Source organism: Zophobihabitans entericus, from assembly GCF_011745665.1.
GTDB lineage: Bacteria > Pseudomonadota > Gammaproteobacteria > Enterobacterales > Orbaceae > Zophobihabitans > Zophobihabitans entericus.
Genome location: NZ_CP050253.1, coordinates 556,737 through 578,246, shown reverse-complemented (window position 1 = coordinate 578,246; position 21,510 = coordinate 556,737). Strand labels below are relative to the sequence as shown.

Below are 21,510 nucleotides of genomic sequence, written 5' to 3'. Positions count from 1 at the left end.
ATTATATGTCTCTGCCGCACTTTGCAGGTCTTAGAATAGTGATGTAATTCCTTGGTGCCTATTGCACTGTACGGTTGTTCTGTCTGGTCTTTATATCAGCAGAAGTTGAATTTGATGGAGAGCGTATTCCATAGGCCTTAGAGAGCCTGACGAGCGGGCGCCTATGGTGTACGGTAGGCCATCAAACCCACAGAACCAGTAAATGATTAAAAACACACCAGTGGGGTGTGCTCCCCATCCAAACACCGTGCTGATAAAATGCCAGCGGGGAGTACTCCCCGCCTAATCACCATGCTAACATCAGCACCAATCTTCAGTTGCACTACTATGTCGCGCAACACATAATTGCTATTGAACCTGATTCTTCATTTCATTAGCAATTTTCTCAGCCTGTGTGCCAACCACAATTTGCACACTTTGTTTGCTAAGTTTAATTACAGCCATCGCACCCAGTGCTTTTGCTGCTTCCGGGTCAACCTGATCCGCATCCTTAACACCAAGGCGTAATCTTGTAATACAGGCATCGATATTGGTTAAATTAGATTTACCACCTACAATATCGATATATTGTTTTGCCAGCACAACATTATCTGTAATCTTTGGTGTGACTTTTTGTTCCGCGGCGTCATTTACAGCTACTGTATCTTCTCTGCCCGGTGTTTTGAGGTTAAACTTCACAATCATAAAACGGAAAACGACATAGTAAATAACAGAGAACACCAGACCTTGTACAATTAACATATACCAGTCAACAGCCAGAGGGTTACGTGTTGATAAAGCTAAGTCGACAAAACCAGCACTAAAGCCAAATCCGGCAATCCAGTGCATACTGGCGGCAATAAATAAAGAGATACCCGTTAAAATAGCATGGATGACATAAAGTACCGGCGCTACAAACATAAAGGCAAATTCAAGAGGTTCTGTGATACCTGTAAAAAAGGCAGCAAAAGATGCCGCAAGCATAATAGAAGCAGTTTTATCTTTATTCCCTTTCTTAGCGGTATGGTACATAGCCAGCGCTGCGCCCGGTAAACCAAACATCATAATCGGGAAGAATCCAGCCTGATACATTCCGGTGATACCAACTGTTGCCAGACCGTCCTGAATTGATTTTTGACCACCCAGGAAGTTAGGAATATCATTAATCCCTGCCACATCAAACCAAAACACTGAGTTTAGTGCGTGGTGTAAACCAACAGGAATAAGTAAGCGGTTAAAGAAGCCATAAATACCAGCACCTATAGGACCTAAATCTTTAATATATTCGCCAAATACTACCAGCGCATTATAAATAACTGGCCATACATAAAGTAAAATGAACGAGATAAACAGCATCACGAACGACACAATAATCGGTACTAAACGACGTCCACTAAAGAAAGACAAGGCCTTATGCAGCTCAATATGACTGAATCTGTTATACAGCTCCGCCGAAATAACCCCGATGATGATTCCGACAAACTGATTATTAATTTTATTAAAGGCTGCCGGGGCTGTTTCATGAGTAAGTAATGAAACAGATCCCGGAGAAAGTAATGTGGTAACAACCAAAAACCCGACTAAACCACTAAGCGCCGCAGCACCATCTTTATCCTTGGACATTCCATATGCCACACCAATAGCAAAAAGAATGGCCATGTTATCAATAATCGCTGCTCCTGATTTAATCAGGAAAGCGGCAACTATACTGTTTTCACCCCAACCATTTGGGTCAATCCAATATCCCACACCAAGTAAAATAGCTGCTGCTGGTAACACTGCTACAGGTACCATTAACGAGCGTCCAATCCTTTGTAAATACGCTAAAATTCCCATTTCTATCTCCTTAGCTATTCCATTCTCCATAGAATAGGTATATAAAGTTTACTACCATCAGTCTTATTCAACTCAATAATATTTTGCAATGCAAATTAATTATCTGTAATTTGTGATAATGGTCACTATTTATTGTGGCTTTATCGCTTTAAAAGTGCTAATTTATACTTACATATTTCATAGTATAAAAAAAGAATATAAATTTAAGGAGTATTCCATGAGATTGATCCCTGTTACATCTGCACAACAAGTTGGCGCATGGGCTGCTAATTATATTGTTGCTCAAATCAATGCATTTAAACCAACAGCTAAACGTCCATTTGTTTTAGGCCTACCAACCGGTAGCTCGCCACTGATGATGTATGGGCAACTGATTAAATTACATAAAGCTGGCAAAGTCAGTTTTAAGCATGTTGTCACATTTAATATGGACGAATACGTCGGTTTACCAAAAGATCATCCAGAAAGTTATCATTCGTTCATGTATAACAACTTTTTCAACCATATTGATATCAATAAAAAGAATATTCATATCTTAGATGGTAATGCTAAAGATATTGATGAAGAGTGTAAAAAGTATGAAGAGAAAATGCTGTCATATGGCGGCGTAAAACTCTTTGTTGGTGGCGTAGGTCAGGATGGTCATATCGCTTTTAACGAACCAGGCTCTTCCCTCGCTTCTCGTACCCGTATTAAAACATTAACGATGGATACACGTATTGCCAATTCCCGTTTCTTTAATAATGACGTGAATAAAGTACCTAAATATGCGCTAACCGTTGGTGTTGGTACATTGATGGATGCAGAAGAAGTGCTATTACTCGTTTCTGGTCATAATAAAGCATTAGCGTTACAAATGGCTGTCGAAGGCTCTGTTAACCATTTATGGACAGTGACCGCACTACAGCAACATCGTAAATCAATTATTGTTTGTGATGAGCCAAGCACATCTGAACTCAAAGTAAAGACCCTGAAATATTTCCAACAACTTGAAGCTGATAACTTAAAAGTTAAAGTTCTATAATCAAAGCATTGATGCAGAGATATTCTGCATCAATGCTTTTCACAGCTTTAGAAGGATTATCATTATGTATGCATTAACAAATTGCCGAATCTATACCGGATTTGAAATCTTAGATAAACATGTTGTCATCATCGATGGCGATAAAATTGTTCAGGTTTGTCCAAAGAGTGAAATGCCACGAAATATGGACGTTGAAGACTTAAAAGGTGCGATTTTAGCCCCTGGGTTTTTAGATATCCAATTAAACGGCTGTGGTGGCGTACAGTTTAATGAAACCCTTGACTCGTTAAGCATTGAAACGCTTGAAATTATGCAAGAAACCAACCTAAGAACAGGTTGTACCAGTTATTTACCAACACTGATTACGTCAACGGATGAATTCATCCGTAAAGCGATTGAGACCATGCGTGAATACTTAAAAACGCATAGTAATCAGGCTATTGGCTTACATATTGAAGGTCCCTATATCAGCCTTGAAAAGAAAGGCATTCACAATGAGAAGTTTATTCGTTCCCCAAGCCATGAAATGATCGATTTTATCTGTCAAAACGCCGACGTGGTAAAAGTGATCACGTTAGCACCTGAAAAAGTGGATAAAGCAATTATCAAACAGCTTTCAGCTGCGGGTATTCATGTCTCTGTCGGCCATACTAATGGGACATATGCTGATTGTCGTCGTGGATTTAATGCCGGAATTCGTTTAGCGACTCACCTGTTTAATGCAATGCCTGCCATTTCAGGCAGAGAACCGGGTATCGTTGGCGCTATTTATGATGCACCAGAAGTTTATGCCGGAATTATTGCTGATGGATTCCATGTCGACTGGGCTAATATCCGTAACAGTCATCGCATTAAACAAGATAAATTAGTGCTGGTTACTGACGCGATTTTACCGGTTGGGACTAACATGACACAGGCAACATTTGCTGGCAAAACAATTTATTATAAAGATGGTAAATGTACTGATGAAAATGGTACATTAGGTGGCTCTGGTTTGACTATGATCAAAGCAGTTGAAAATAGTGTTAAGCACGTAGGCTTAGCATTAGACGAAGTCCTGCGCATGGCGACATTATATCCAGCCAGAGCAATTGGTGTTGATGATACACTCGGTTCAATACAAGAAGGAAAAATTGCTAATCTGGTGGTTTTTGATCAGGATTTCACTATCTTAAAAACCATTGTCAATGGTCGGTTGAATGGGTAGGATGCCCATTCCGTTTAATTTATTGATAATAATTATAATAATAGGTTAATAATGGCATTTAATTATCTTAATCTTGTGGGAAATGCTGAGCTGGTTAAACAGCTCAACTACGCCATGATTTATCGTTTAATTGTACAACAAAGTCCAATTTCTCGAATTCAACTAGCGGAAGTCAGTCATCTTGCTCCTGCGAGTATTACTAAAATTACGCGCCAGCTTCTTAAGCATAAACTCATTAAAGAGATCGACGTTCAACAATCTACAGGTGGTCGCCCGGCGGTCTCTATCGTTGCCAGAACAGCACCATTTCAGGCAATTGCGATTCAGTTTAGTCGTTCACGTATCACCATTGGGTTATATGATTTAGGTGGAGAACTGCTTGCCAGTGAATATTATCCTCTTAATGATTTTACTCAGCGTCTGGCTGAAAATTATTTACTTTCTGTTATTGAGCTTTTCCTACAGGAAAATAGTAAGAAAATTAAAAAACTGGTCGCGATATCTGTCGTTATGCCAGGACTCATCGATTCAGAAAGTGGAGTTGTCAGATATACTCCTCATGTCAAAGTAGATAACTGGCCACTCGTTGATGTGCTAAGTGTTAAATTTGGCGTACCTGCTTTTATTGGTAATGATGTACAGAGTTTAGCACTGGCTGAAAACTATTTTGGTTCAACGCAAGATGTGGATGACTCGATTTTAATTCGTGTTCATCGTGGTGTGGGTTCTGGTGTCGTGATTAACCAGCAACTCTTCCAAAATCATAACCAAAGTACTGGTGAAGTCGGACATATTCAGGTTGAGCTACTTGGTGATCGCTGTCACTGTGGTAATTTTGGTTGTCTGGAAAACACCGTCGTTAATAAAGCAATCGAGCAACGAGCAAGACAACTGCTGGAACAGAACTACCCATCAAAACTAACTCTTGAAAATTGTAACATTAAAGAAATTAGTCGGTTAGCAAATGAAGGCGATGAACTTGCTGTTCATTTAATTCAGCAGGCGGGTCATAATCTGGGACGAGCGATTGCTATTTTGGTGAATTTATTTAATCCACAAAAGATCGTGATCGCAGGTGAGATTACTGTTGCAGAAAAAGTTTTGTTTCCAATCTTAAACAGTGTACTTAATTCTCAAGCCTTAAAAACGTTTAGAGACAATCTGAAAATTGGCCGTTCCGTTTTAGATGATACCAGTGCAATTGGTGCTTTTGCCCTTGTACAGCAAGCGATGTTTAATGGTTCTCTGTTGATGACACTCTTATCGGAAGAGAAAGAGTAATTGACTAACTGACAATCGACAAAAAAGCCATCAAATGATGGCTTTTTTTATACTCTAAAATCATAACTACAACAGAATTCTAAGCATACGACGCAGAGGCTCAGCTGCACCCCAAAGTAGCTGGTCACCAACGTTAAATGCAGACAAATAATCAGAGCCCATATTTAACTTACGCAGACGTCCAACCGGAGTGGAAAGAGTCCCAGTTACTGCTGCCGGAGTCAGTTCTTTCATACTGATTTCACGATCATTTGGAATCACTTTAGCCCATTCATTATGAGACACTAATAATTGTTCAATTTCCGGAATGGAAATGTCTTTTTTCAGTTTGATAGTAAACGCCTGACTGTGGCAACGCAGCGCACCGATTCTGACACATAAACCATCTACAGGGATAATTGAACTGTTACCTAAAATTTTATTAGTCTCAGCCTGACCTTTCCACTCTTCACGGCTTTGTCCATTATCAAGTTGCTTATCGATCCACGGAATCAAACTGCCAGCCAGTGGCACGCCAAAGTTATCGGTTGGCAGTGAACCATCACGCATAGCCTGAGTCACTTTACGTTCAATATCTAAAATAGAAGCAGCCGGATTACTAAGCTCAGTCGCAACTTTATCGTGCAAAATACCCATTTGAGTGAGTAATTCGCGCATATGACGAGCACCACCACCAGAAGCAGCCTGATAAGTCGCGACAGAGACCCATTCCACAAGGTTACTCGCAAAAAGCCCACCAAGTGACATCAGCATTAAGCTAACTGTACAGTTACCACCAACAAAGGTTTTAATTCCTTTATCAATACCCGCGTGGATATGTGCTTTATTGACCGGGTCAAGAATGATAATGGCATCATCTTTCATACGCAGTGTTGACGCAGCATCGATCCAATAGCCCTGCCAGCCGGCCGCACGAAGTTTTGGATAAACATCACTGGTGTAGTCTCCACCCTGACAGGTAATAATAATATCCAGCGCTTTTAATGCTTCGAGATTATTTGCATCTTGCAGAATGCTGGTCTTACCATTAAAAGATGGACCTGCCTGACCAGTTTGCGAAGTGGAAAAGAAAACCGGATTAATTAAATCAAAATCACGCTCTTCAACCATACGTTGCATAAGGACTGAACCCACCATGCCACGCCAACCAATAAATCCAACATTTTTCATGCTATTTTTCCATTTTGCTGACTAATTCGTCTATTAAAACAAAATACGCTGATAATACAAGGGCGATAACAAATTATTTATAGATTACATGCTTGATAAGTCTTGTTTATAAATTTTTTAGGAAATTGATTGGAATTAACTGTCAATCAGGCTAGGAGATTTTATAAAAATGATGATATGATTACTCAAATTTCATTACTGTATTAAGTGTTAGAGATATTTTGAGTTATGTCGGATTCGTTTAGTCCATCACGTCGTTTACTAATTAAAGGTATTGCAGCAGTCTGCCTGCTTTCTGTTAGTCGTGTAGGATTTACCGCTCAAGCACAGATGGTAGCTGTACGCGTATGGCCCGCTTCCTCATATACTCGGATTACACTTGAATCAAACATTCCACTGGTATATCGCCAGTTTGCTTTAACTTCTCCAGATCGCATTGTTATCGATATTGATGATCTCAATCTTAACTCTGTATTGAGTAATATTAATACTCTGGTGCAGGCTGATGACCCTTATATTAAACAACTACGCGTTGGCCAGTTTGATAAAAAGACAGTCCGGTTAGTTATTGAGCTTAAGCAAGGTGTGAACCCAAATATGTTCACACTAAAACCAATTGCAGAATTTAAGAACCGTCTGGTTGTTGATCTCTATCCAGCCAGACCATCCAGTATAGATGATGACCCGCTACTGGCCTTACTTGAAGAGTACAATAAAGGTGAACTGAGTCAAACCGATCACACACCGCCACCAGCCAGAAGTAACAATGCAGTAATTGTTGTTCTTGATCCGGGTCATGGTGGTGAAGATCCTGGTGCAATTGGCTACAACAAAACCAGAGAAAAAGACATTGTGCTGCAAATAGCGCGTCGTGTAAGGGACTTAATTAAGAAAGAACCGACAATGACTGTCTATATGACTCGCAATGAAGACGTATTCTTACCATTAAAAGTTCGCGTTGCCAAAGCACGTGCTTTACATGCAGATCTGTTTATCTCTATCCATGCGGATGCTTTCAATCGTCGTGAAGCTAAAGGGTCTTCTGTTTACGCGCTTTCAACTCGTGGAGCAAGTAGTTCGGCAGCAAGTTATCTGGCACAGACTCAAAATGAGTCAGATGAAATCGGTGGTGTGAGTCGTAGTGGTGACGAATATCTGGATCATACAATCCTAGACCTGGTACAAAAAACCACCACCTCCAATAGTCTGGTGCTTGGCGCTCAAATTCTGGCACAGATGAAAAAGATCAATCCACTGCACAAAAAGACTGTTGAACAAGCTGGGTTTGCTGTATTAAAAGCACCAGATGTCCCGTCTGTACTCGTTGAAACAGCATTTATCAGTAATATTGCCGAAGAACGTAAGTTAAAAACTGCAGCTTTCCAGAATCAGGTCGCTAAAGCGATTTTAGATGGCATTAAAGGTTATATAAAACTTAGAAAGATCTAGTTTTTGCTTAAAATCACAATTCTTTTCTTTAAAATTTTAATTCTGTTACGTAACTTAAAGGTTGTGCTGGCATTAGCAGGGTGTTTAGGCGGGAGCACACCCACTTAGCGTGTTTTCTGGTGTTGTTGCTGGTTCAATGAAGTTTATTGGATGCAGACTGAGCTTAGCGGTGCTATGAAGTAAGCGTTACATGGCTTGCATGTTCAGCGCATCGGAATAGTACCGCTAAGCTCACACACAGGCTAATGATTTTCACTGTTCTAAGCACTACAAAGCGCGACTACGTCGCGCAACTAACAACTCACACCCGATTATCATTGGCAAATTTAAGTAACCCACGGCTCTCAACCATAAACCGATCAGCATAATCACCAAACCAGTCAGAAATCTGATTAAAGTTTTCAATAAAATGAGACTTATCTTGCTTTTCCAGCAGTTTGATCATCTCACCCAAACAGGCATGATAACGTTTAATTAAATCAATATTTTGGTCAGATGACATAATGATATCAGCATATAGCTGTGGATCCTGAGCAAACAGACGACCAACCATCATCAACTCTAAACGGTAAATTGGTGATGATAAAGCAATCAGCTGATCAATATTAGCACCTTCACGTGCCAGATTGGCACCATAGGCAAAAGAGGTAAAGTGACGTAATGCCTGAATAAATGACATGTTTTTATCGTGATCAGCAGAACTAATGGCGTATACATTAGCGCCCCAAATAGCAATTTGATCTAAAAGCCATTGGTATTTTTCCGGATATCTTCCCGCACAATAAACCACTAACTGCTTCGCTAAATTTGGTACATCCGGACCAAACATTGGATGCAGACCAACGACCGGCCCCTGATGTTTGTCCAGCATCGCCTGTAATGGTAGTTGTTTAATCGAAGTGAAATCAGTCAGAACACAATCTTTTGGCAATTCTGGTAATTGTTTAATGATATCCAAAGTCTTATTAATTGGCACAGTAACAATCACGGCATCAGCATCGGCAACAAGTTTTGGTGCTTCATCCCAGTTACGTGAACCAAGTACTCTGACCTCATAACCTGACAGTTTGAATAAACGACTAAATAGTCGCCCCATCAGACCGTTACCACCAACAATAACAATCACGCCTTTACCACTAAAAGTCTTTTTAAAACCTGAATCATTTTCATGGATATAAGATTCACGCATTAAACGGCGCAATACATCCTCAACAAGTTCTGGTGATAATCCTAACTGCTCGCCCTCTTTCTGACGAGCGGCCAACATGTTTGCTTCACGCTCGGGAGCATAAATTGGAATGCCGTGTTGGTGCTTAACTTTACCTACTTCAGCCACTAAACTCAGGCGTTTAGCCAATAATTGCAATAATGTCTGATCGATCTCATCAATTTTTCCACGCAATTCGTTTAATTCAGCAACCATGTCCAATAACCTTTCAAAAATTTATGAATATATTTGTATAATTATAACCAACCCGGGAAGATGGCGCGTAATCCTGAAACCACAAACTCAATACCAAGCGCCATTAGTAGCAAGCCCATAATACGCGTTACAACGTTAATTCCTGTTTGCCCTAAAATACGAATGATCAGCGGAGCAGATTTAAACAACAACCAACAACAAAAACTAAACAACATAATCACAATGATGAAGCCACCAATATAATCCCAGGTATTATATTTAGTACTCCAGACAATCATTGAACTAATAGCACCCGGTCCGGCCATAAGCGGTAATGCTAAAGGTACAACAGCAACATTCTCTTTAACAATCGATTCGGTTAACTCTTGCTTAGTTTGTTTATGCTCACCTAATTTACCATTGATCATGCTCATCGCAATAGAGACAACCAGAATACCACCGGCAATTCTAAAGGAGTTGATAGAGATGCTTAAAAAATTCAGAATTACACTACCAACAAGGAAAGAGACAATCAAAATAATAGCGACCGAAACGTTAGCCATTTTATTGGTTTTAGCTCGCTGAATTTTATCTTCACTGTCTGTCATACTAATATAAACAGGCAGAATTCCTATCGGATTAACTAAGGCAAAAAGTCCAATAAAAAATTGTAAAAAAATTTGAATGTCCATAGTAGCTCAGAAGAACGAAAAAAATATGGCTAATATCATACCATATTTGTGCTTAACACATATCAATAAACAATCTCAGAAGATAAATTTTATTCATGATTCTTGCTACAAAAAATACTCTTCAAAACCTTTTAAATATTCACCTATAGGTTATTTGATTACCGCTTAACAACTCCCCATATCTCTGATAGGATCAAATAAATTCCATCAAATTACGATAAACTTATGAAATTCATCTCTTTTAATATTAATGGGTTACGCGCCAGACAACATCAACTTGCGGCACTGATCGAAAAACATAATCCTGACGTTATTGGTCTACAAGAAACCAAGGTTCATGATGAGCAGTTCCCGCTAGAGGAGATGCAGCAATTTGGTTATCACCTCAATTATTATGGTCAAAAAGCCCATTACGGTGTAGCTTTGTTAACTAAACAGGCTCCCATTATTGTACAAAAAGGCTTTCCAACCGATGATGAAGAAGCGCAAAGACGCTTAATTATTGCTGATTTACCGACGTCCCAAGGTAAGCTGACTGTCATTAATGGTTATTTTCCGCAAGGTGAAAGCCTTGATCATCCTATAAAATTCCCTGCTAAACGTAAGTTTTATGCGGATTTACATCATTATTTACAAACTCACTATTCAGCAGATGATAAAGTTCTGGTGATGGGTGATATGAATATCAGTCCAACAGATCTGGATATCGGCTTACCTGAAGAGAGCAAAAAACGCTGGTTAAAAACCGGTAAGACCTCTTTCCTGCCAGAAGAAAGAGAGTGGATGGATCAACTGCTTGGTCTGGGCTTTATTGATACATTTAGAGAAGCTAATCCAACTACCGGCGGTCAATATTCGTGGTTTGATTATCGCTCTAAAGGCTTTGATACCAATACTGGTCTGCGTATTGATCTGATTCTGGCTAGTCAGAAATTAGCTTCCACTTGTATTGATACAGGAATAGACTACCAGTTACGAGCAATTGATAAACCGTCAGACCATGCACCAATCTGGGCTGAATTTAAATTATAGCGACGAAATAAAATTATTATGGCTTTAGAAAACAGTAATATCCTGTCCGTTAAAGATCTTAACCAGATGGTTAAAGATCTGCTTGCCGATGCCATTGGCCAAATTTGGCTGATTGGGGAAATCTCTAACTTTTCTAAGCCTTCTTCCGGACACTGGTACTTTACCTTAAAAGATGATTTAGCTCAGGTACGCTGTGCCATGTTTCGCAATAGTAATTTCCGTACTGGTTTTACCCCTGCTAATGGTCAGCAAGTCTTAATCAGAGCAACGGTCACATTGTACGAAGCCAGAGGTGAATATCAACTGGTGGTTGATAGGTTACAAGCCGCAGGTACCGGCCTGCTGCAACAGCGTTTTGAACAACTAAAACAAAAGCTACAGGATGAAGGTCTTTTTGAAACTTACCATAAGAAGCCTTTACCTGAGCTCATTCGAACTGTTGGTGTAGTCACTTCTGCAACCGGTGCTGCCTTACACGATATTTTACAGATTCTAAGAAGAAGAGACCCGAGCCTGAATGTCATTATCTATCCGACGCTGGTACAAGGTAATGAAGCCGCTCCACAAATTGCTAAAATGATTCAGCTGGCTAATCAGCGTAACGAATGTGATGTACTGATTGTCGGGCGGGGTGGTGGCTCGCTCGAAGACCTGTGGCCATTTAATGAGGAGATTGTCGCCAGAGCTATCTTTGCCAGCCAGCTGCCAATCATTAGTGCTGTCGGGCATGAGATCGATTTTACCATCGCTGATTTTATTGCCGACTTACGAGCCCCAACTCCATCAGCTGCAGCAGAACTGGTCAGTAAAGATAAACAGGAACAACTAAAACGCCTGCGCGTGCAACAACAACATCTATCTATGGCAATGGATTATTACCTGATGCAAAAACGTGAAAGGTTAACTAAAATCTTTCACCGTTTACAGCAACAACATCCACAGGTGAAATTAGCCCGTCAGCAAACCAGTTTACTCAAATTGCAAACCCGTCTGACAGAGATCGTTCAGACCAGAATTAATCAGCAAAAAAATATCTTTAATCGTTATGAGTCACAACTAAAACGACTCTCACCACAGCGCCAGTTATCACAATATCAACAACGATTACAACAAAGACAACATCAACTGAGTGCAGCACTGACCAGTAAAATGACTCAGGCAAAACACAAGTTTGGTCTGCTCAGCTCTCAACTTAATAGCGTGAGCCCGCTTGCCACGCTTGATCGTGGCTACTCGATCACAACGACCAAAAATCATGTTATTCAAAATATGCAACAAGTTACCGTAGGCGATACCTTAACCACTCAGATTGCTCACGGCGTAATTACCAGTCAAGTCACAGACATTCAGGAGAAGGATCATGGCTAAACGCATTCAGTTTTCTAATTATGGTACAGCGGATGTATTACAATATGTTGACTTTACACCCAGAGTGCCAGGGGATAATGAAGTCCTTATTCAAAATAAAGCGATTGGTTTAAATTATATTGAAACTTATGTTCGTTCAGGGTTATATCCGGTACCAAGTCTGCCATCGGGGCTTGGAACAGAAGCTGCCGGTATTGTTGAGCAAGTGGGTAAGAATGTGACTGATTTAAAAGTAGGAGATCGGGTGGCTTATTGTCAGTCAGCGCTTGGTGCTTATTCGCAGTATCATACTGTTGACTCAACTAAAGTCGTCATACTGCCTGCAAATGTTAGCTTTGAACAAGCCGCGGCTTCACTTTTAAAAGGTTTAACTGTTTATTATCTGTTAACCATGACTTATCAGGTTAAAAAAGATGAAAAATTCCTGTTTCATGCAGCTGCAGGTGGTGTTGGTTTGATTGCCAGCCAATGGGCAAAATCATTAGGTGCTAAAATGATCGGCACTGTCGGTTCAGCAGAAAAAGCAGAACTGGCTAAACAAGCTGGTGCCTGGGAAGTGATTAACTATAAAACGGAAGATGTGGTTAAACGTGTGCTAGAACTCACCGATAACCAAAAGGTGAATGTCGTTTACGATTCAGTCGGTAAGGATATGTGGCTAACTTCGCTGGATTGCTTAAAAGTGCGTGGGCTGATGGTGAGCTTTGGTAACTCATCAGGTGCAGTGACTGGAGTTGATTTAGGTATTTTAAACCAAAAAGGCTGCTTATATGTAACGCGCCCTTCTCTTTATGGCTATATTACGAGTAAACAACAGCTACAGGCAGCAGCCGATCACCTCTTTGCTTTAATCGCTTCAGGTGCAATTAAAGTGGATGTGAATGAAAACCAGAAGTTTGCTTTAAAAGACGCAGCACATGCACACACAATGCTGCAAAATCGAAAAACCAGCGGTTCAAGTCTATTAATACCTTAATAGATTAAGCTGCATAACAATATTTAATGTATTAATAAAATAATAATTATAACCAATATGGCAGGCACTGTTCCCTGCCATTTTAAGCATCAATGATGGGTGACTCATGCAACAAACTAATTCAATATTTAAACTGCCAATACTGGTTAATATTGCTTATATCGTTACCAATCTCGTCATGATGGGATTGAACAATCCGCTTAGTTTAACCAGCATTGCAAGATTTTTGTCTGGTTACGGCACAATACTGCACAACTTATTAATCTTTATCATCTGCTGCTTATTCTTCAATCAATACAGACGATATACATTAAGTTCGATTAATATCATTACAGCACTTATCATAGGTGTAATTCAGGGTTTATTATATCGTCTGGTTAACTATGGAAAAATGATCGTATTTAGCCAAATACTGGAGTCAGGAGATACGGAACAAGCAATAAGTGTGCTAATAGGCTTTTCTGCAATTAGTTTTATTCCATCAATTATTATTACTGTTTTCTTATGCCTAATCTTCCTGCCACTCACCCATGCGGGACAAAGTAATAATTCTACTGTCAGCAGTGCAGCAGCTAAGAATCGTTTTCTGTACTTGTTGCTTACAGTTGCTATATATTTCTGTATCTCTCAGTTCACTATTAACCTTATTTCTATATTAGGTTATAACTATGGTTATAGCTATAATAATAGCAGTGCAAATAATACAGAATATGTTTATTATTCAATGATTTGTAATGTTATCTGTGGCCTTATTATCTTTGCCGTTACCTACACTCAGTTCCCGGGCAGATTAACTAAAGTTTATAGTGGTAAGATTGTGGGCGGTGTACTACTGTCATTTCTTCTACAATTCCTAATTAACATTATACTGGCAATATTGCTCTTCTTCATGTTCATCAATAATTTCAGGTATTCAATCTACTATGGTATTGATCCAGCTATACTGGTAGCAGTTCTGGCTATCGTAATTCTCTCATTTATTGTGACGATACTTATTAACTATATGATGACCAAACGCCTATTCTCTCGTTTAGAGCCACAATCAAATCAGATACAAAGACAAACACTACAAAGTGCACAGTTAATTAGCTAATTATTTGAAAAATATGAGGATATATAGAAATCAAAGGGATTTATAACCCTTTGATTTTATTGAATATTTTATATTGCTACTGGTGCTTTAATCGCAGGATGTGGATCATAGCCAACGATTTCAAAATCTTCGAAAGTATAATCAAAGATTGAAGGTGGCTTACGCTTAATCACCAGTTTTGGTAACGGGCGTGGCTCACGAGTTAATTGTAAATGAGTCTGTTCCATGTGATTAGAATAAAGATGGGTATCACCACCAGTCCAAACAAAGTCTCCGACTTCTAAATCACACTGCTGTGCCACCATATAAACCAGTAATGAGTAACTGGCAATATTGAATGGTAAACCTAAGAATACATCACAAGAACGTTGATATAGCTGACATGATAGTTTTCCATCAGCCACATAGAACTGGAAGAAGGCATGACAAGGAGCCAGAGCCATCTGATCAAGTTCACCGACGTTCCAGGCAGAAACAATAATACGGCGAGAATCAGGATTGCCTTTAATCTGGTCGATCATTTGTGAAATCTGGTCAATTTTACGACCATCTGCCGCACCCCATGAACGCCACTGTTTACCATATACAGGACCTAAATCGCCATTTTCATCAGCCCATTCATCCCAGATAGTAACTTTGTTATCGTGCAGATAAGCAACATTAGTATCACCCTTCAGGAACCATAATAGTTCGTGAATGATAGAACGCAGATGACATTTTTTAGTGGTCACAAGCGGGAAACCTTCCTGTAGGTTAAAACGCATTTGATGACCAAAAATAGACAATGTACCAGTACCTGTACGATCAGACTTTGGTGTTCCCTCGTCTAAAATTTTTTGCATAAGTGCTAAATATTGTTTCATTTTTTAATCCTATAAACGCGTTTAAAATGACCAAGAACCAATTCGAATTTTAAAACCATTTGGATATTTGTAAGCATAGAAAATAAATACTATACCTAAAATAATCATCGGCAGGGAAAGAATTTGCCCCATACTGATGAAGTCACCAAATAAGCCAAGCTGTTCATCCGGCTGACGGAAGAACTCAACGGCAAAACGAAATACTCCGTATAATAATAAGAATAAACCAGAGACACTACCAATTGGTCTTTGCTTTCGAATAAATAGATTTAAGATAATAAACAGCACGACACCTTCTAATACTAATTCATAGAGTTGTGAGGGATGACGTGGCAGATGCCCGCCTAGTTCAGTAAACAGAGAAAGCCAGTCTGTATGTGTCTTCACAAAACCTAAATCAGCCATTTCAGAATGAGGGAAGATCATCCCTATTGCTGAATCTGTAGGTCGTCCCCACAGTTCGCCATTAATAAAATTCCCCAGGCGCCCTGCGCCAAGTCCAAAAGGAATCAAAGGAGCAATAAAATCTGCTACCTGAAAAAATAGTCGGTTGGTTTTCTTAGCAAAAATAGCCATCACGACCAATGAACCAATTAAACCGCCATGGAACGACATACCGCCTTCCCATACACGGAACATCACTGAAGGCTCACTTAAAAAGGTTTTAAAATTATAGAACAGTACATAACCGATTCGACCACCTAGCAGAATACCTAAGAATCCCCAAAAGAGCAGATTTTCAGCTTCAGAGGCCTTCCAGCCACTATTTGGCCTGTTTGCCCGACGTTTAGAAAGCCATAAAGCAAATACAATTCCAACCAGATACATAAGTCCATACCAGTGTACAGAAACAGGGCCAATTTGAATTGCGATAGGATCAATCTGAGGAAAATCTAGGTATTTAGTCATGCTTTCTCTGTATTTCTGTTTCGGTTATGACGTTTACGCGCAAAGAAATTCAACCGCTGTTTAGTCGGACGGTTCTGACGATTATTTTGCTCGTATGGTTTACTCGGCTGAGTGACTTGTTGAACCGGAATATCTTCAATATTCTGCATAATCTGAATACCAAAAACAGTCGCAGCAAACTCTTTCATCGCTTTACGATACACATCTCGTTTAAAAGCGATAACCTGACGAATAGGATACCAATAACTCACCCAGCGCCAGTCATCAAATTCTGGTGTCGGGCTGACAGTTAAATTAATCGCTGACTTATCAGAAACTAACTCAAGCAGAAACCATTTTTGTTTTTGTCCAATACACACTGGTGTATTTTCCCAACGGATCATTCTTTTTGGCAGCTTATAACGCAACCAGCCTGTTGTTACTGATAAAATTTTAACGTCTTTGGGTGTTAATCCAACTTCTTCATTCAGTTCCCTAAACATCGCTTGTTCAGGGGATTCATTTTGGTTTATTCCGCCCTGAGGAAATTGCCACGAATTCTGCCCGTTACGACGAGCCCACAGTACTTGTCCATGTCGATTACAAATCACAATTCCTACATTCGGACGGTAGCCATCATTATCGATCACTGACTACCTCAAAAAAGATAAGCTTTAATTTAGGACAGATTGTTTCATACTACAGGGAAGAGGTAAACCCAATATTCAAAAATAATTACTTAAATAGAATTATTTGATGATTTCATTTGCGACTTTAGAGTGACGTGCCAGTCGGTAAATAGTGACAATATTAACAATAGCAAAAGTAATCTCAACAGCGCCTCCACCAATTGATCCAGCCCAGATATTATGAATAATCCACATCAGACTACTAAGCAGGATAACAAAGCGCATTTTCATTCCATTCAGACGAAAAATAGCATATGTTACAAGAGAAGTGCCAATAACGGTGAGATATTGCAAAGGATGAGAAATTGTTGGCCATGCCATTCCCCACATAAGCGCAATAAAGAGAAACATAACCCAAATACTGCGGGTATAGGAGGCAGCTAAATTACGAAATGCACTAATTAAACTGGTAATACCGGCCGCATAAGCGCCAAGCATAATATAATGAATAGCTAAAATCACACTGACAACGGTTAGCTGACGACGAAAAGCCTGATCGCTACGTTGTAAAAAAGCGCTCACGCCAACAACATAACCGAGTATACCAATACCCTGGATAATCCAATATAAATAGTCGGTCATCATTTAGCCATTAGATTGATTGAAATTAGTTGTATAAAAGATCTCTATTGTACTCAGTATTTACTCAAAAATTAAGTGTTACCTTTTGATTTTTATAGAATTTTCCATTAATTTGTTTCATAGAGAGAACTATGGAAAGTGGGAAAATAATAAAATATACAGACGTAAAAAAGCCCAGCTAAATAACTGGGCTATTCGTATATAAAAGTCTGGATGTTCCCTACTCTCACATGGGGACTCCCCACACTACCATCGGCACCACAACGTTTCACTTCTGAGTTCGGCATGGGATCAGGTGGGACCATTGCGTTATTGCATCCAGACATATTCTGGTCATATCAACAATTACAAGCGGTAATTGGATCTTAATTAAAACTCGGTCTAATCCAAGTTCTTACTTTATAAAAGCCTGGCTGTTCCCTACTCTCACATGGGGACTCCCCACACTACCATCGGCACCACAACGTTTCACTTCTGAGTTCGGCATGGGATCAGGTGGGACCATTGCGTTATCGCAGCCAGACATATTCCGTCTGTCTCTTCAACATAAAACAAGCTGAGTCATGATACTCTCGATAGCCTGCGCTACCCCATATCAACATAACAAGTCAACCCTCAGCGTCTTCACTTATCGTCAAAAACACCTCAGAGTTGTAAGGTTAAGACTCTCGGTTCATTAGTATTGGTTAGCTCAACACATCGCTGTGCTTACACACCCAACCTATCTACGTCCTGGTCTCGAACGAACCTTACAGTGTCTCCACTGGGAGAACTCATCTCGGGGCTAGTTTCGCGCTTAGATGCTTTCAGCGCTTATCTATTCCGCACGTAGCTACCGGGCAATGCAATTGGCATCACAACCCGAACACCAGTGGTGCGTTCACTTCGGTCCTCTCGTACTAGAAGCAAACCCCCTCAATTCTCCTGCGCCCATGGCAGATAGGGACCGAACTGTCTCACGACGTTCTAAACCCAGCTCGCGTACCACTTTAAACGGCGAACAGCCGTACCCTTGGGACCTACTTCAGCCCCAGGATGTGATGAGCCGACATCGAGGTGCCAAACACCGCCGTCGATATGAACTCTTGGGCGGTATCAGCCTGTTATCCCCGGAGTACCTTTTATCCGTTGAGCGATGGCCCTTCCATTCAGAACCACCGGATCACTATGACCTACTTTCGTACCTGCTCGAACCGTCGCTCTCGCAGTCAAGCTAGCTTATGCCATTGCACTAACCTCCTGATGTCCGACCAGGATTAGCTAACCTTCGTGCTCCTCCGTTACTCTTTGGGAGGAGACCGCCCCAGTCAAACTACCCACCAGACAGTGTCCCTACACGCGATTCAGCATGCTAGGTTAGAACATCAAACATTAAAGGGTGGTATTTCAAGGTCGACTCCATGCAAACTGGCGTTCACACTTCTAAGTCTCCCACCTATCCTACACATTAAGGCTCAATGTTCACTGTCAAGCTATAGTAAAGGTTCACGGGGTCTTTCCGTCTTGCCACGGGTACACCGCATCTTCACGGCGATTTCAATTTCACTGAGTCTCGGGTGGAGACAGCCTGGCCATCATTACGCCATTCGTGCAGGTCGGAACTTACCCGACAAGGAATTTCGCTACCTTAGGACCGTTATAGTTACGGCCGCCGTTTACTGGGGCTTCGATCAAGAGCTTCGCTTACGCTAACCCCATCAATTAACCTTCCAGCACCGGGCAGGCGTCACACCGTATACGTCCACTTTCGTGTTTGCACAGTGCTGTGTTTTTATTAAACAGTTGCAGCCAGCTGGTATCTTCGACTGACTTCACCTCCATCCGCAAGGGACTTCAATTACCATCAGCGTGCCTTCTCCCGAAGTTACGGCACCATTTTGCCTAGTTCCTTCACCCGAGTTCTCTCAAGCGCCTGAGTATTCTCTACCTGACCACCTGTGTCGGTTTGGGGTACGATTAGTGTATACCTGAAGCTTAGAGGCTTTTCCTGGAAGCAGGGCATCAGTTACTTCAGCACCGTAGTGCCTCGTCATCACGCCTCAGTGTTACAGTGGCCGGATTTGCCTAACCACACACCTACACGCTTAACCCAACATCCGATAGTTGGTAAACCTAGCCTTCTCCGTCCCCCCATCGCAATATACACCAGTACGGGAATATTAACCCGTTTCCCATCGACTACGCCTTTCGGCCTCGCCTTAGGGGTCGACTCACCCTGCCCCGATTAACGTTGGACAGGAACCCTTGGTCTTCCGGCGTGCGGGCTTTTCACCCGCATTATCGTTACTTATGTCAGCATTCGCACTTCTGATACCTCCAGCAAACCTCTCGATTCACCTTCGCAGGCTTACAGAACGCTCCCCTACCCAATATACTTACGTATACTGCCGCAGCTTCGGTGCATAGTTTAGCCCCGTTACATCTTCCGCGCAGGCCGACTCGACTAGTGAGCTATTACGCTTTCTTTAAATGATGGCTGCTTCTAAGCCAACATCCTAGCTGTCTAAGCCTTCCCACTTCGTTTCCCACTTAACTATGACTTTGGGACCTTAGCTGGCGGTCTGGGTTGTTTCCCTCTTCACGACGAACGTTAGCACCCGCCGTGTGTCTCCCATGCTAAAACTCATCGGTATTCGGAGTTTGCATCGAGTTGGTAATCCGGGATGGACCCCTAGTCGAAACAGTGCTCTACCCCCAATGGTTATACATGAGGCGCTACCTAAATAGCTTTCGGGGAGAACCAGCTATCTCCCGGTTTGATTGGCCTTTCACCCCCAGCCACAAGTCATCCGCTAATTTTTCAACATTAGTCGGTTCGGTCCTCCAGTTAGTGTTAACCAACCTTCAACCTGCCCATGGCTAGATCACCGGGTTTCGGGTCTATACCCTGCAACTTAACGCCCAGTTAAGACTCGGTTTCCCTTCGGCTCCCCTATTCGGTTAACCTTGCTACAGAATATAAGTCGCTGACCCATTATACAAAAGGTACGCAGTCACCACTACCCAACGGTAGCAGCTCCCACTGCTTGTACGTACACGGTTTCAGGTTCTCTTTCACTCCCCTCGCCGGGGTTCTTTTCGCCTTTCCCTCACGGTACTGGTTCACTATCGGTCAATCAGGAGTATTTAGCCTTGGAGGATGGTCCCCCCATCTTCAGACAGGATATCACGTGTCCCGCCCTACTCTTCAAGCTTCCATATGCTACATTTTTGTGTACGGGACTATCACCCTCTGTCGTGCGACTTTCCAGACGCTTCCACTAACATAACATACTACCCGCTTTGGGCTCCTCCCCGTTCGCTCGCCGCTACTGGGGGAATCTCGGTTGATTTCTTTTCCTCGGGGTACTTAGATGTTTCAGTTCTCCCGGTTTGCCTCCTTAACCTATGTATTCAGTTAAGGATAGTGTATAAAATACACTGGGTTTCCCCATTCGGACATCAACGGCTATAGCGCCTTTTATCGGCTCACCGTCGCTTTTCGCAGATTAACACGTCCTTCTTCGCCTCTGATTGCCTAGGCATCCACCGTGTACGCTTAATTTCTTAACCTTACAACTCTTAGATGTCTCTAACAGCTATAAGTCTTCTCTCTTACTCTGTCATACCGCACGTATCAATAAAAATACCAATACACACCGCACAACCAGCTCGAGAACTCGTTATTTTTTCAGCTTGTTCCATATTGTTAAAGAGCAATTATCTCACAACACACTTAGACATCTTAGTAATGCATAATGTGCTTTGAGATAAGTTCCGTTGTCAGTCTCATTGAGATACCTGAAATTCATCAGAATCACTACTCAATGTCATTATCTTTATCATTTCTGATAATTCACAAGATAATGGCGTCCCCTAGGGGATTCGAACCCCTGTTACCGCCGTGAAAGGGCGATGTCCTAGGCCTCTAGACGAAGGGGACCTCGACAACGTATTTTTTAAACAAACAATCTGTGTGAACACTTACAGAATCTCGTAG

The 21,510-nt window shown here is 41.2% G+C and carries 15 protein-coding genes, 1 tRNA gene, 3 rRNA genes and 1 pseudogene; 8 read left to right on the top strand and 12 right to left on the bottom strand.

Annotated elements, in window-relative coordinates; all coding sequences use genetic code 11:
* Positions 1-360 precede the first annotated feature (360 nt).
* Positions 361-1,815, bottom strand: a pseudogene (gene nagE, locus IPMB12_RS02620) (N-acetylglucosamine-specific PTS transporter subunit IIBC); the annotation flags it as partial.
* Positions 1,816-2,032: 217 nt separating this feature from the next.
* Between nagE and nagB the strand changes: the two are divergent.
* From nagB to IPMB12_RS02605, 3 genes are all read left to right on the top strand, one after another.
* The gene (gene nagB / locus IPMB12_RS02615; protein ID WP_166914678.1) at positions 2,033-2,839 is read left to right on the top strand and encodes a glucosamine-6-phosphate deaminase; all 807 of its coding nucleotides are present in this window, start codon (positions 2,033-2,035) and stop codon (positions 2,837-2,839) included.
* A gap of 64 nt (positions 2,840-2,903) precedes the next feature.
* Entirely contained in the window at positions 2,904-4,046 is a 1,143-nt protein-coding gene (gene nagA / locus IPMB12_RS02610) for an N-acetylglucosamine-6-phosphate deacetylase (RefSeq protein ID WP_166914676.1), read from the top strand.
* Between the two features lie 51 nt (positions 4,047-4,097).
* Positions 4,098-5,327, top strand: a complete 1,230-nt coding sequence (locus IPMB12_RS02605; protein WP_166914674.1) for an ROK family protein — start codon at positions 4,098-4,100, stop codon at positions 5,325-5,327.
* 66 nt (positions 5,328-5,393) lie between these two features.
* Here IPMB12_RS02605 and asd read toward each other — a convergent pair whose 3' ends face one another.
* Positions 5,394-6,497: an aspartate-semialdehyde dehydrogenase gene (asd, locus tag IPMB12_RS02600; RefSeq protein ID WP_166914672.1), complete on the bottom strand. Its 1,104-nt coding sequence runs from the start codon at positions 6,495-6,497 to the stop codon at positions 5,394-5,396.
* Between the two features lie 228 nt (positions 6,498-6,725).
* On the opposite strand from asd, the gene IPMB12_RS02595 reads away from it, so the two are divergent.
* Positions 6,726-7,946: an N-acetylmuramoyl-L-alanine amidase gene (locus tag IPMB12_RS02595; RefSeq protein ID WP_166914670.1), complete on the top strand. Its 1,221-nt coding sequence runs from the start codon at positions 6,726-6,728 to the stop codon at positions 7,944-7,946.
* A 301-nt stretch (positions 7,947-8,247) separates the two neighbouring features.
* Here the strand turns inward: IPMB12_RS02595 and tyrA are convergent, their stop codons facing one another.
* Positions 8,248-9,369 carry a bifunctional chorismate mutase/prephenate dehydrogenase gene (gene tyrA, locus IPMB12_RS02590; protein WP_166914668.1) on the bottom strand — a complete coding sequence of 374 codons (1,122 nt, stop codon included), beginning with the start codon at positions 9,367-9,369 and terminating at the stop codon, positions 8,248-8,250.
* Positions 9,370-9,410: 41 nt separating this feature from the next.
* Positions 9,411-10,040 carry a YchE family NAAT transporter gene (locus tag IPMB12_RS02585; RefSeq protein WP_166914666.1) on the bottom strand — a complete coding sequence of 210 codons (630 nt, stop codon included), beginning with the start codon at positions 10,038-10,040 and terminating at the stop codon, positions 9,411-9,413.
* A gap of 225 nt (positions 10,041-10,265) precedes the next feature.
* Here IPMB12_RS02585 and xthA point away from each other — a divergent pair, with 225 nt between their 5' ends.
* The 4 genes from xthA to IPMB12_RS02565 all read left to right on the top strand — a co-directional run bounded on the left by xthA (position 10,266) and on the right by IPMB12_RS02565 (position 14,509).
* A complete protein-coding gene (xthA, locus tag IPMB12_RS02580) occupies positions 10,266-11,072 on the top strand; it encodes an exodeoxyribonuclease III (RefSeq protein ID WP_166914664.1) in 807 nt (268 codons plus the stop codon).
* An 18-nt stretch (positions 11,073-11,090) separates the two neighbouring features.
* A complete protein-coding gene (gene xseA / locus IPMB12_RS02575) occupies positions 11,091-12,440 on the top strand; it encodes an exodeoxyribonuclease VII large subunit (RefSeq protein WP_166914661.1) in 1,350 nt (449 codons plus the stop codon).
* A complete protein-coding gene (locus IPMB12_RS02570) occupies positions 12,433-13,416 on the top strand; it encodes an NADPH:quinone reductase (protein WP_166914659.1) in 984 nt (327 codons plus the stop codon). Before xseA ends, IPMB12_RS02570 begins: the two co-directional genes overlap by 8 nt.
* 106 nt (positions 13,417-13,522) lie before the next feature.
* Positions 13,523-14,509 (top strand): hypothetical protein, encoded by a 987-nt coding sequence (locus IPMB12_RS02565; RefSeq protein WP_166914657.1) that lies wholly within the window; start codon positions 13,523-13,525, stop codon positions 14,507-14,509.
* Between the two features lie 68 nt (positions 14,510-14,577).
* Here the strand turns inward: IPMB12_RS02565 and thyA are convergent, their stop codons facing one another.
* The 8 genes from thyA to IPMB12_RS02525 form a co-directional block, all read right to left on the bottom strand.
* Entirely contained in the window at positions 14,578-15,372 is a 795-nt protein-coding gene (gene thyA / locus IPMB12_RS02560) for a thymidylate synthase (protein ID WP_166914655.1), read from the bottom strand.
* A 21-nt stretch (positions 15,373-15,393) separates the two neighbouring features.
* Complete coding sequence (gene lgt, locus IPMB12_RS02555) at positions 15,394-16,281, bottom strand: prolipoprotein diacylglyceryl transferase (RefSeq protein ID WP_166914653.1); 888 nt, start codon at positions 16,279-16,281, stop codon at positions 15,394-15,396.
* Positions 16,278-16,910 carry an RNA pyrophosphohydrolase gene (rppH, locus tag IPMB12_RS02550; RefSeq protein WP_166914651.1) on the bottom strand — a complete coding sequence of 211 codons (633 nt, stop codon included), beginning with the start codon at positions 16,908-16,910 and terminating at the stop codon, positions 16,278-16,280. The genes lgt and rppH overlap by 4 nt, the downstream gene beginning before the upstream one ends.
* A 99-nt stretch (positions 16,911-17,009) precedes the next feature.
* The gene (locus IPMB12_RS02545) at positions 17,010-17,531 is read right to left on the bottom strand and encodes a YgjV family protein (RefSeq protein WP_166914649.1); all 522 of its coding nucleotides are present in this window, start codon (positions 17,529-17,531) and stop codon (positions 17,010-17,012) included.
* A gap of 207 nt (positions 17,532-17,738) precedes the next feature.
* A 5S ribosomal RNA gene (gene rrf, locus IPMB12_RS02540) occupies positions 17,739-17,854 on the bottom strand.
* An 84-nt stretch (positions 17,855-17,938) separates the two neighbouring features.
* Positions 17,939-18,054, bottom strand: a 5S ribosomal RNA gene (gene rrf / locus IPMB12_RS02535).
* Between the two features lie 132 nt (positions 18,055-18,186).
* Positions 18,187-21,083 (bottom strand): 23S ribosomal RNA (locus IPMB12_RS02530).
* Between the two features lie 294 nt (positions 21,084-21,377).
* Positions 21,378-21,453: transfer RNA gene (locus IPMB12_RS02525), tRNA-Glu, on the bottom strand.
* Positions 21,454-21,510 lie beyond the last annotated feature (57 nt).

Bases quoted from the DNA above. Each gene is read 5' to 3' on its own strand.
- nagB (WP_166914678.1), top strand. From the start codon at position 2,033: ATGAGATTGATCCCTGTTACATCTGCACAACAAGTTGGCGCATGGGCT.
- nagA (WP_166914676.1), top strand. From the start codon at position 2,904: ATGTATGCATTAACAAATTGCCGAATCTATACCGGATTTGAAATCTTA.
- IPMB12_RS02605 (WP_166914674.1), top strand. From the start codon at position 4,098: ATGGCATTTAATTATCTTAATCTTGTGGGAAATGCTGAGCTGGTTAAA.
- asd (WP_166914672.1), bottom strand. From the start codon at position 6,497: ATGAAAAATGTTGGATTTATTGGTTGGCGTGGCATGGTGGGTTCAGTC.
- IPMB12_RS02595 (WP_166914670.1), top strand. From the start codon at position 6,726: ATGTCGGATTCGTTTAGTCCATCACGTCGTTTACTAATTAAAGGTATT.
- tyrA (WP_166914668.1), bottom strand. From the start codon at position 9,369: ATGGTTGCTGAATTAAACGAATTGCGTGGAAAAATTGATGAGATCGAT.
- IPMB12_RS02585 (WP_166914666.1), bottom strand. From the start codon at position 10,040: ATGGACATTCAAATTTTTTTACAATTTTTTATTGGACTTTTTGCCTTA.
- xthA (WP_166914664.1), top strand. From the start codon at position 10,266: ATGAAATTCATCTCTTTTAATATTAATGGGTTACGCGCCAGACAACAT.
- xseA (WP_166914661.1), top strand. From the start codon at position 11,091: ATGGCTTTAGAAAACAGTAATATCCTGTCCGTTAAAGATCTTAACCAG.
- IPMB12_RS02570 (WP_166914659.1), top strand. From the start codon at position 12,433: ATGGCTAAACGCATTCAGTTTTCTAATTATGGTACAGCGGATGTATTA.
- IPMB12_RS02565 (WP_166914657.1), top strand. From the start codon at position 13,523: ATGCAACAAACTAATTCAATATTTAAACTGCCAATACTGGTTAATATT.
- thyA (WP_166914655.1), bottom strand. From the start codon at position 15,372: ATGAAACAATATTTAGCACTTATGCAAAAAATTTTAGACGAGGGAACA.
- lgt (WP_166914653.1), bottom strand. From the start codon at position 16,281: ATGACTAAATACCTAGATTTTCCTCAGATTGATCCTATCGCAATTCAA.
- IPMB12_RS02545 (WP_166914649.1), bottom strand. From the start codon at position 17,531: ATGACCGACTATTTATATTGGATTATCCAGGGTATTGGTATACTCGGT.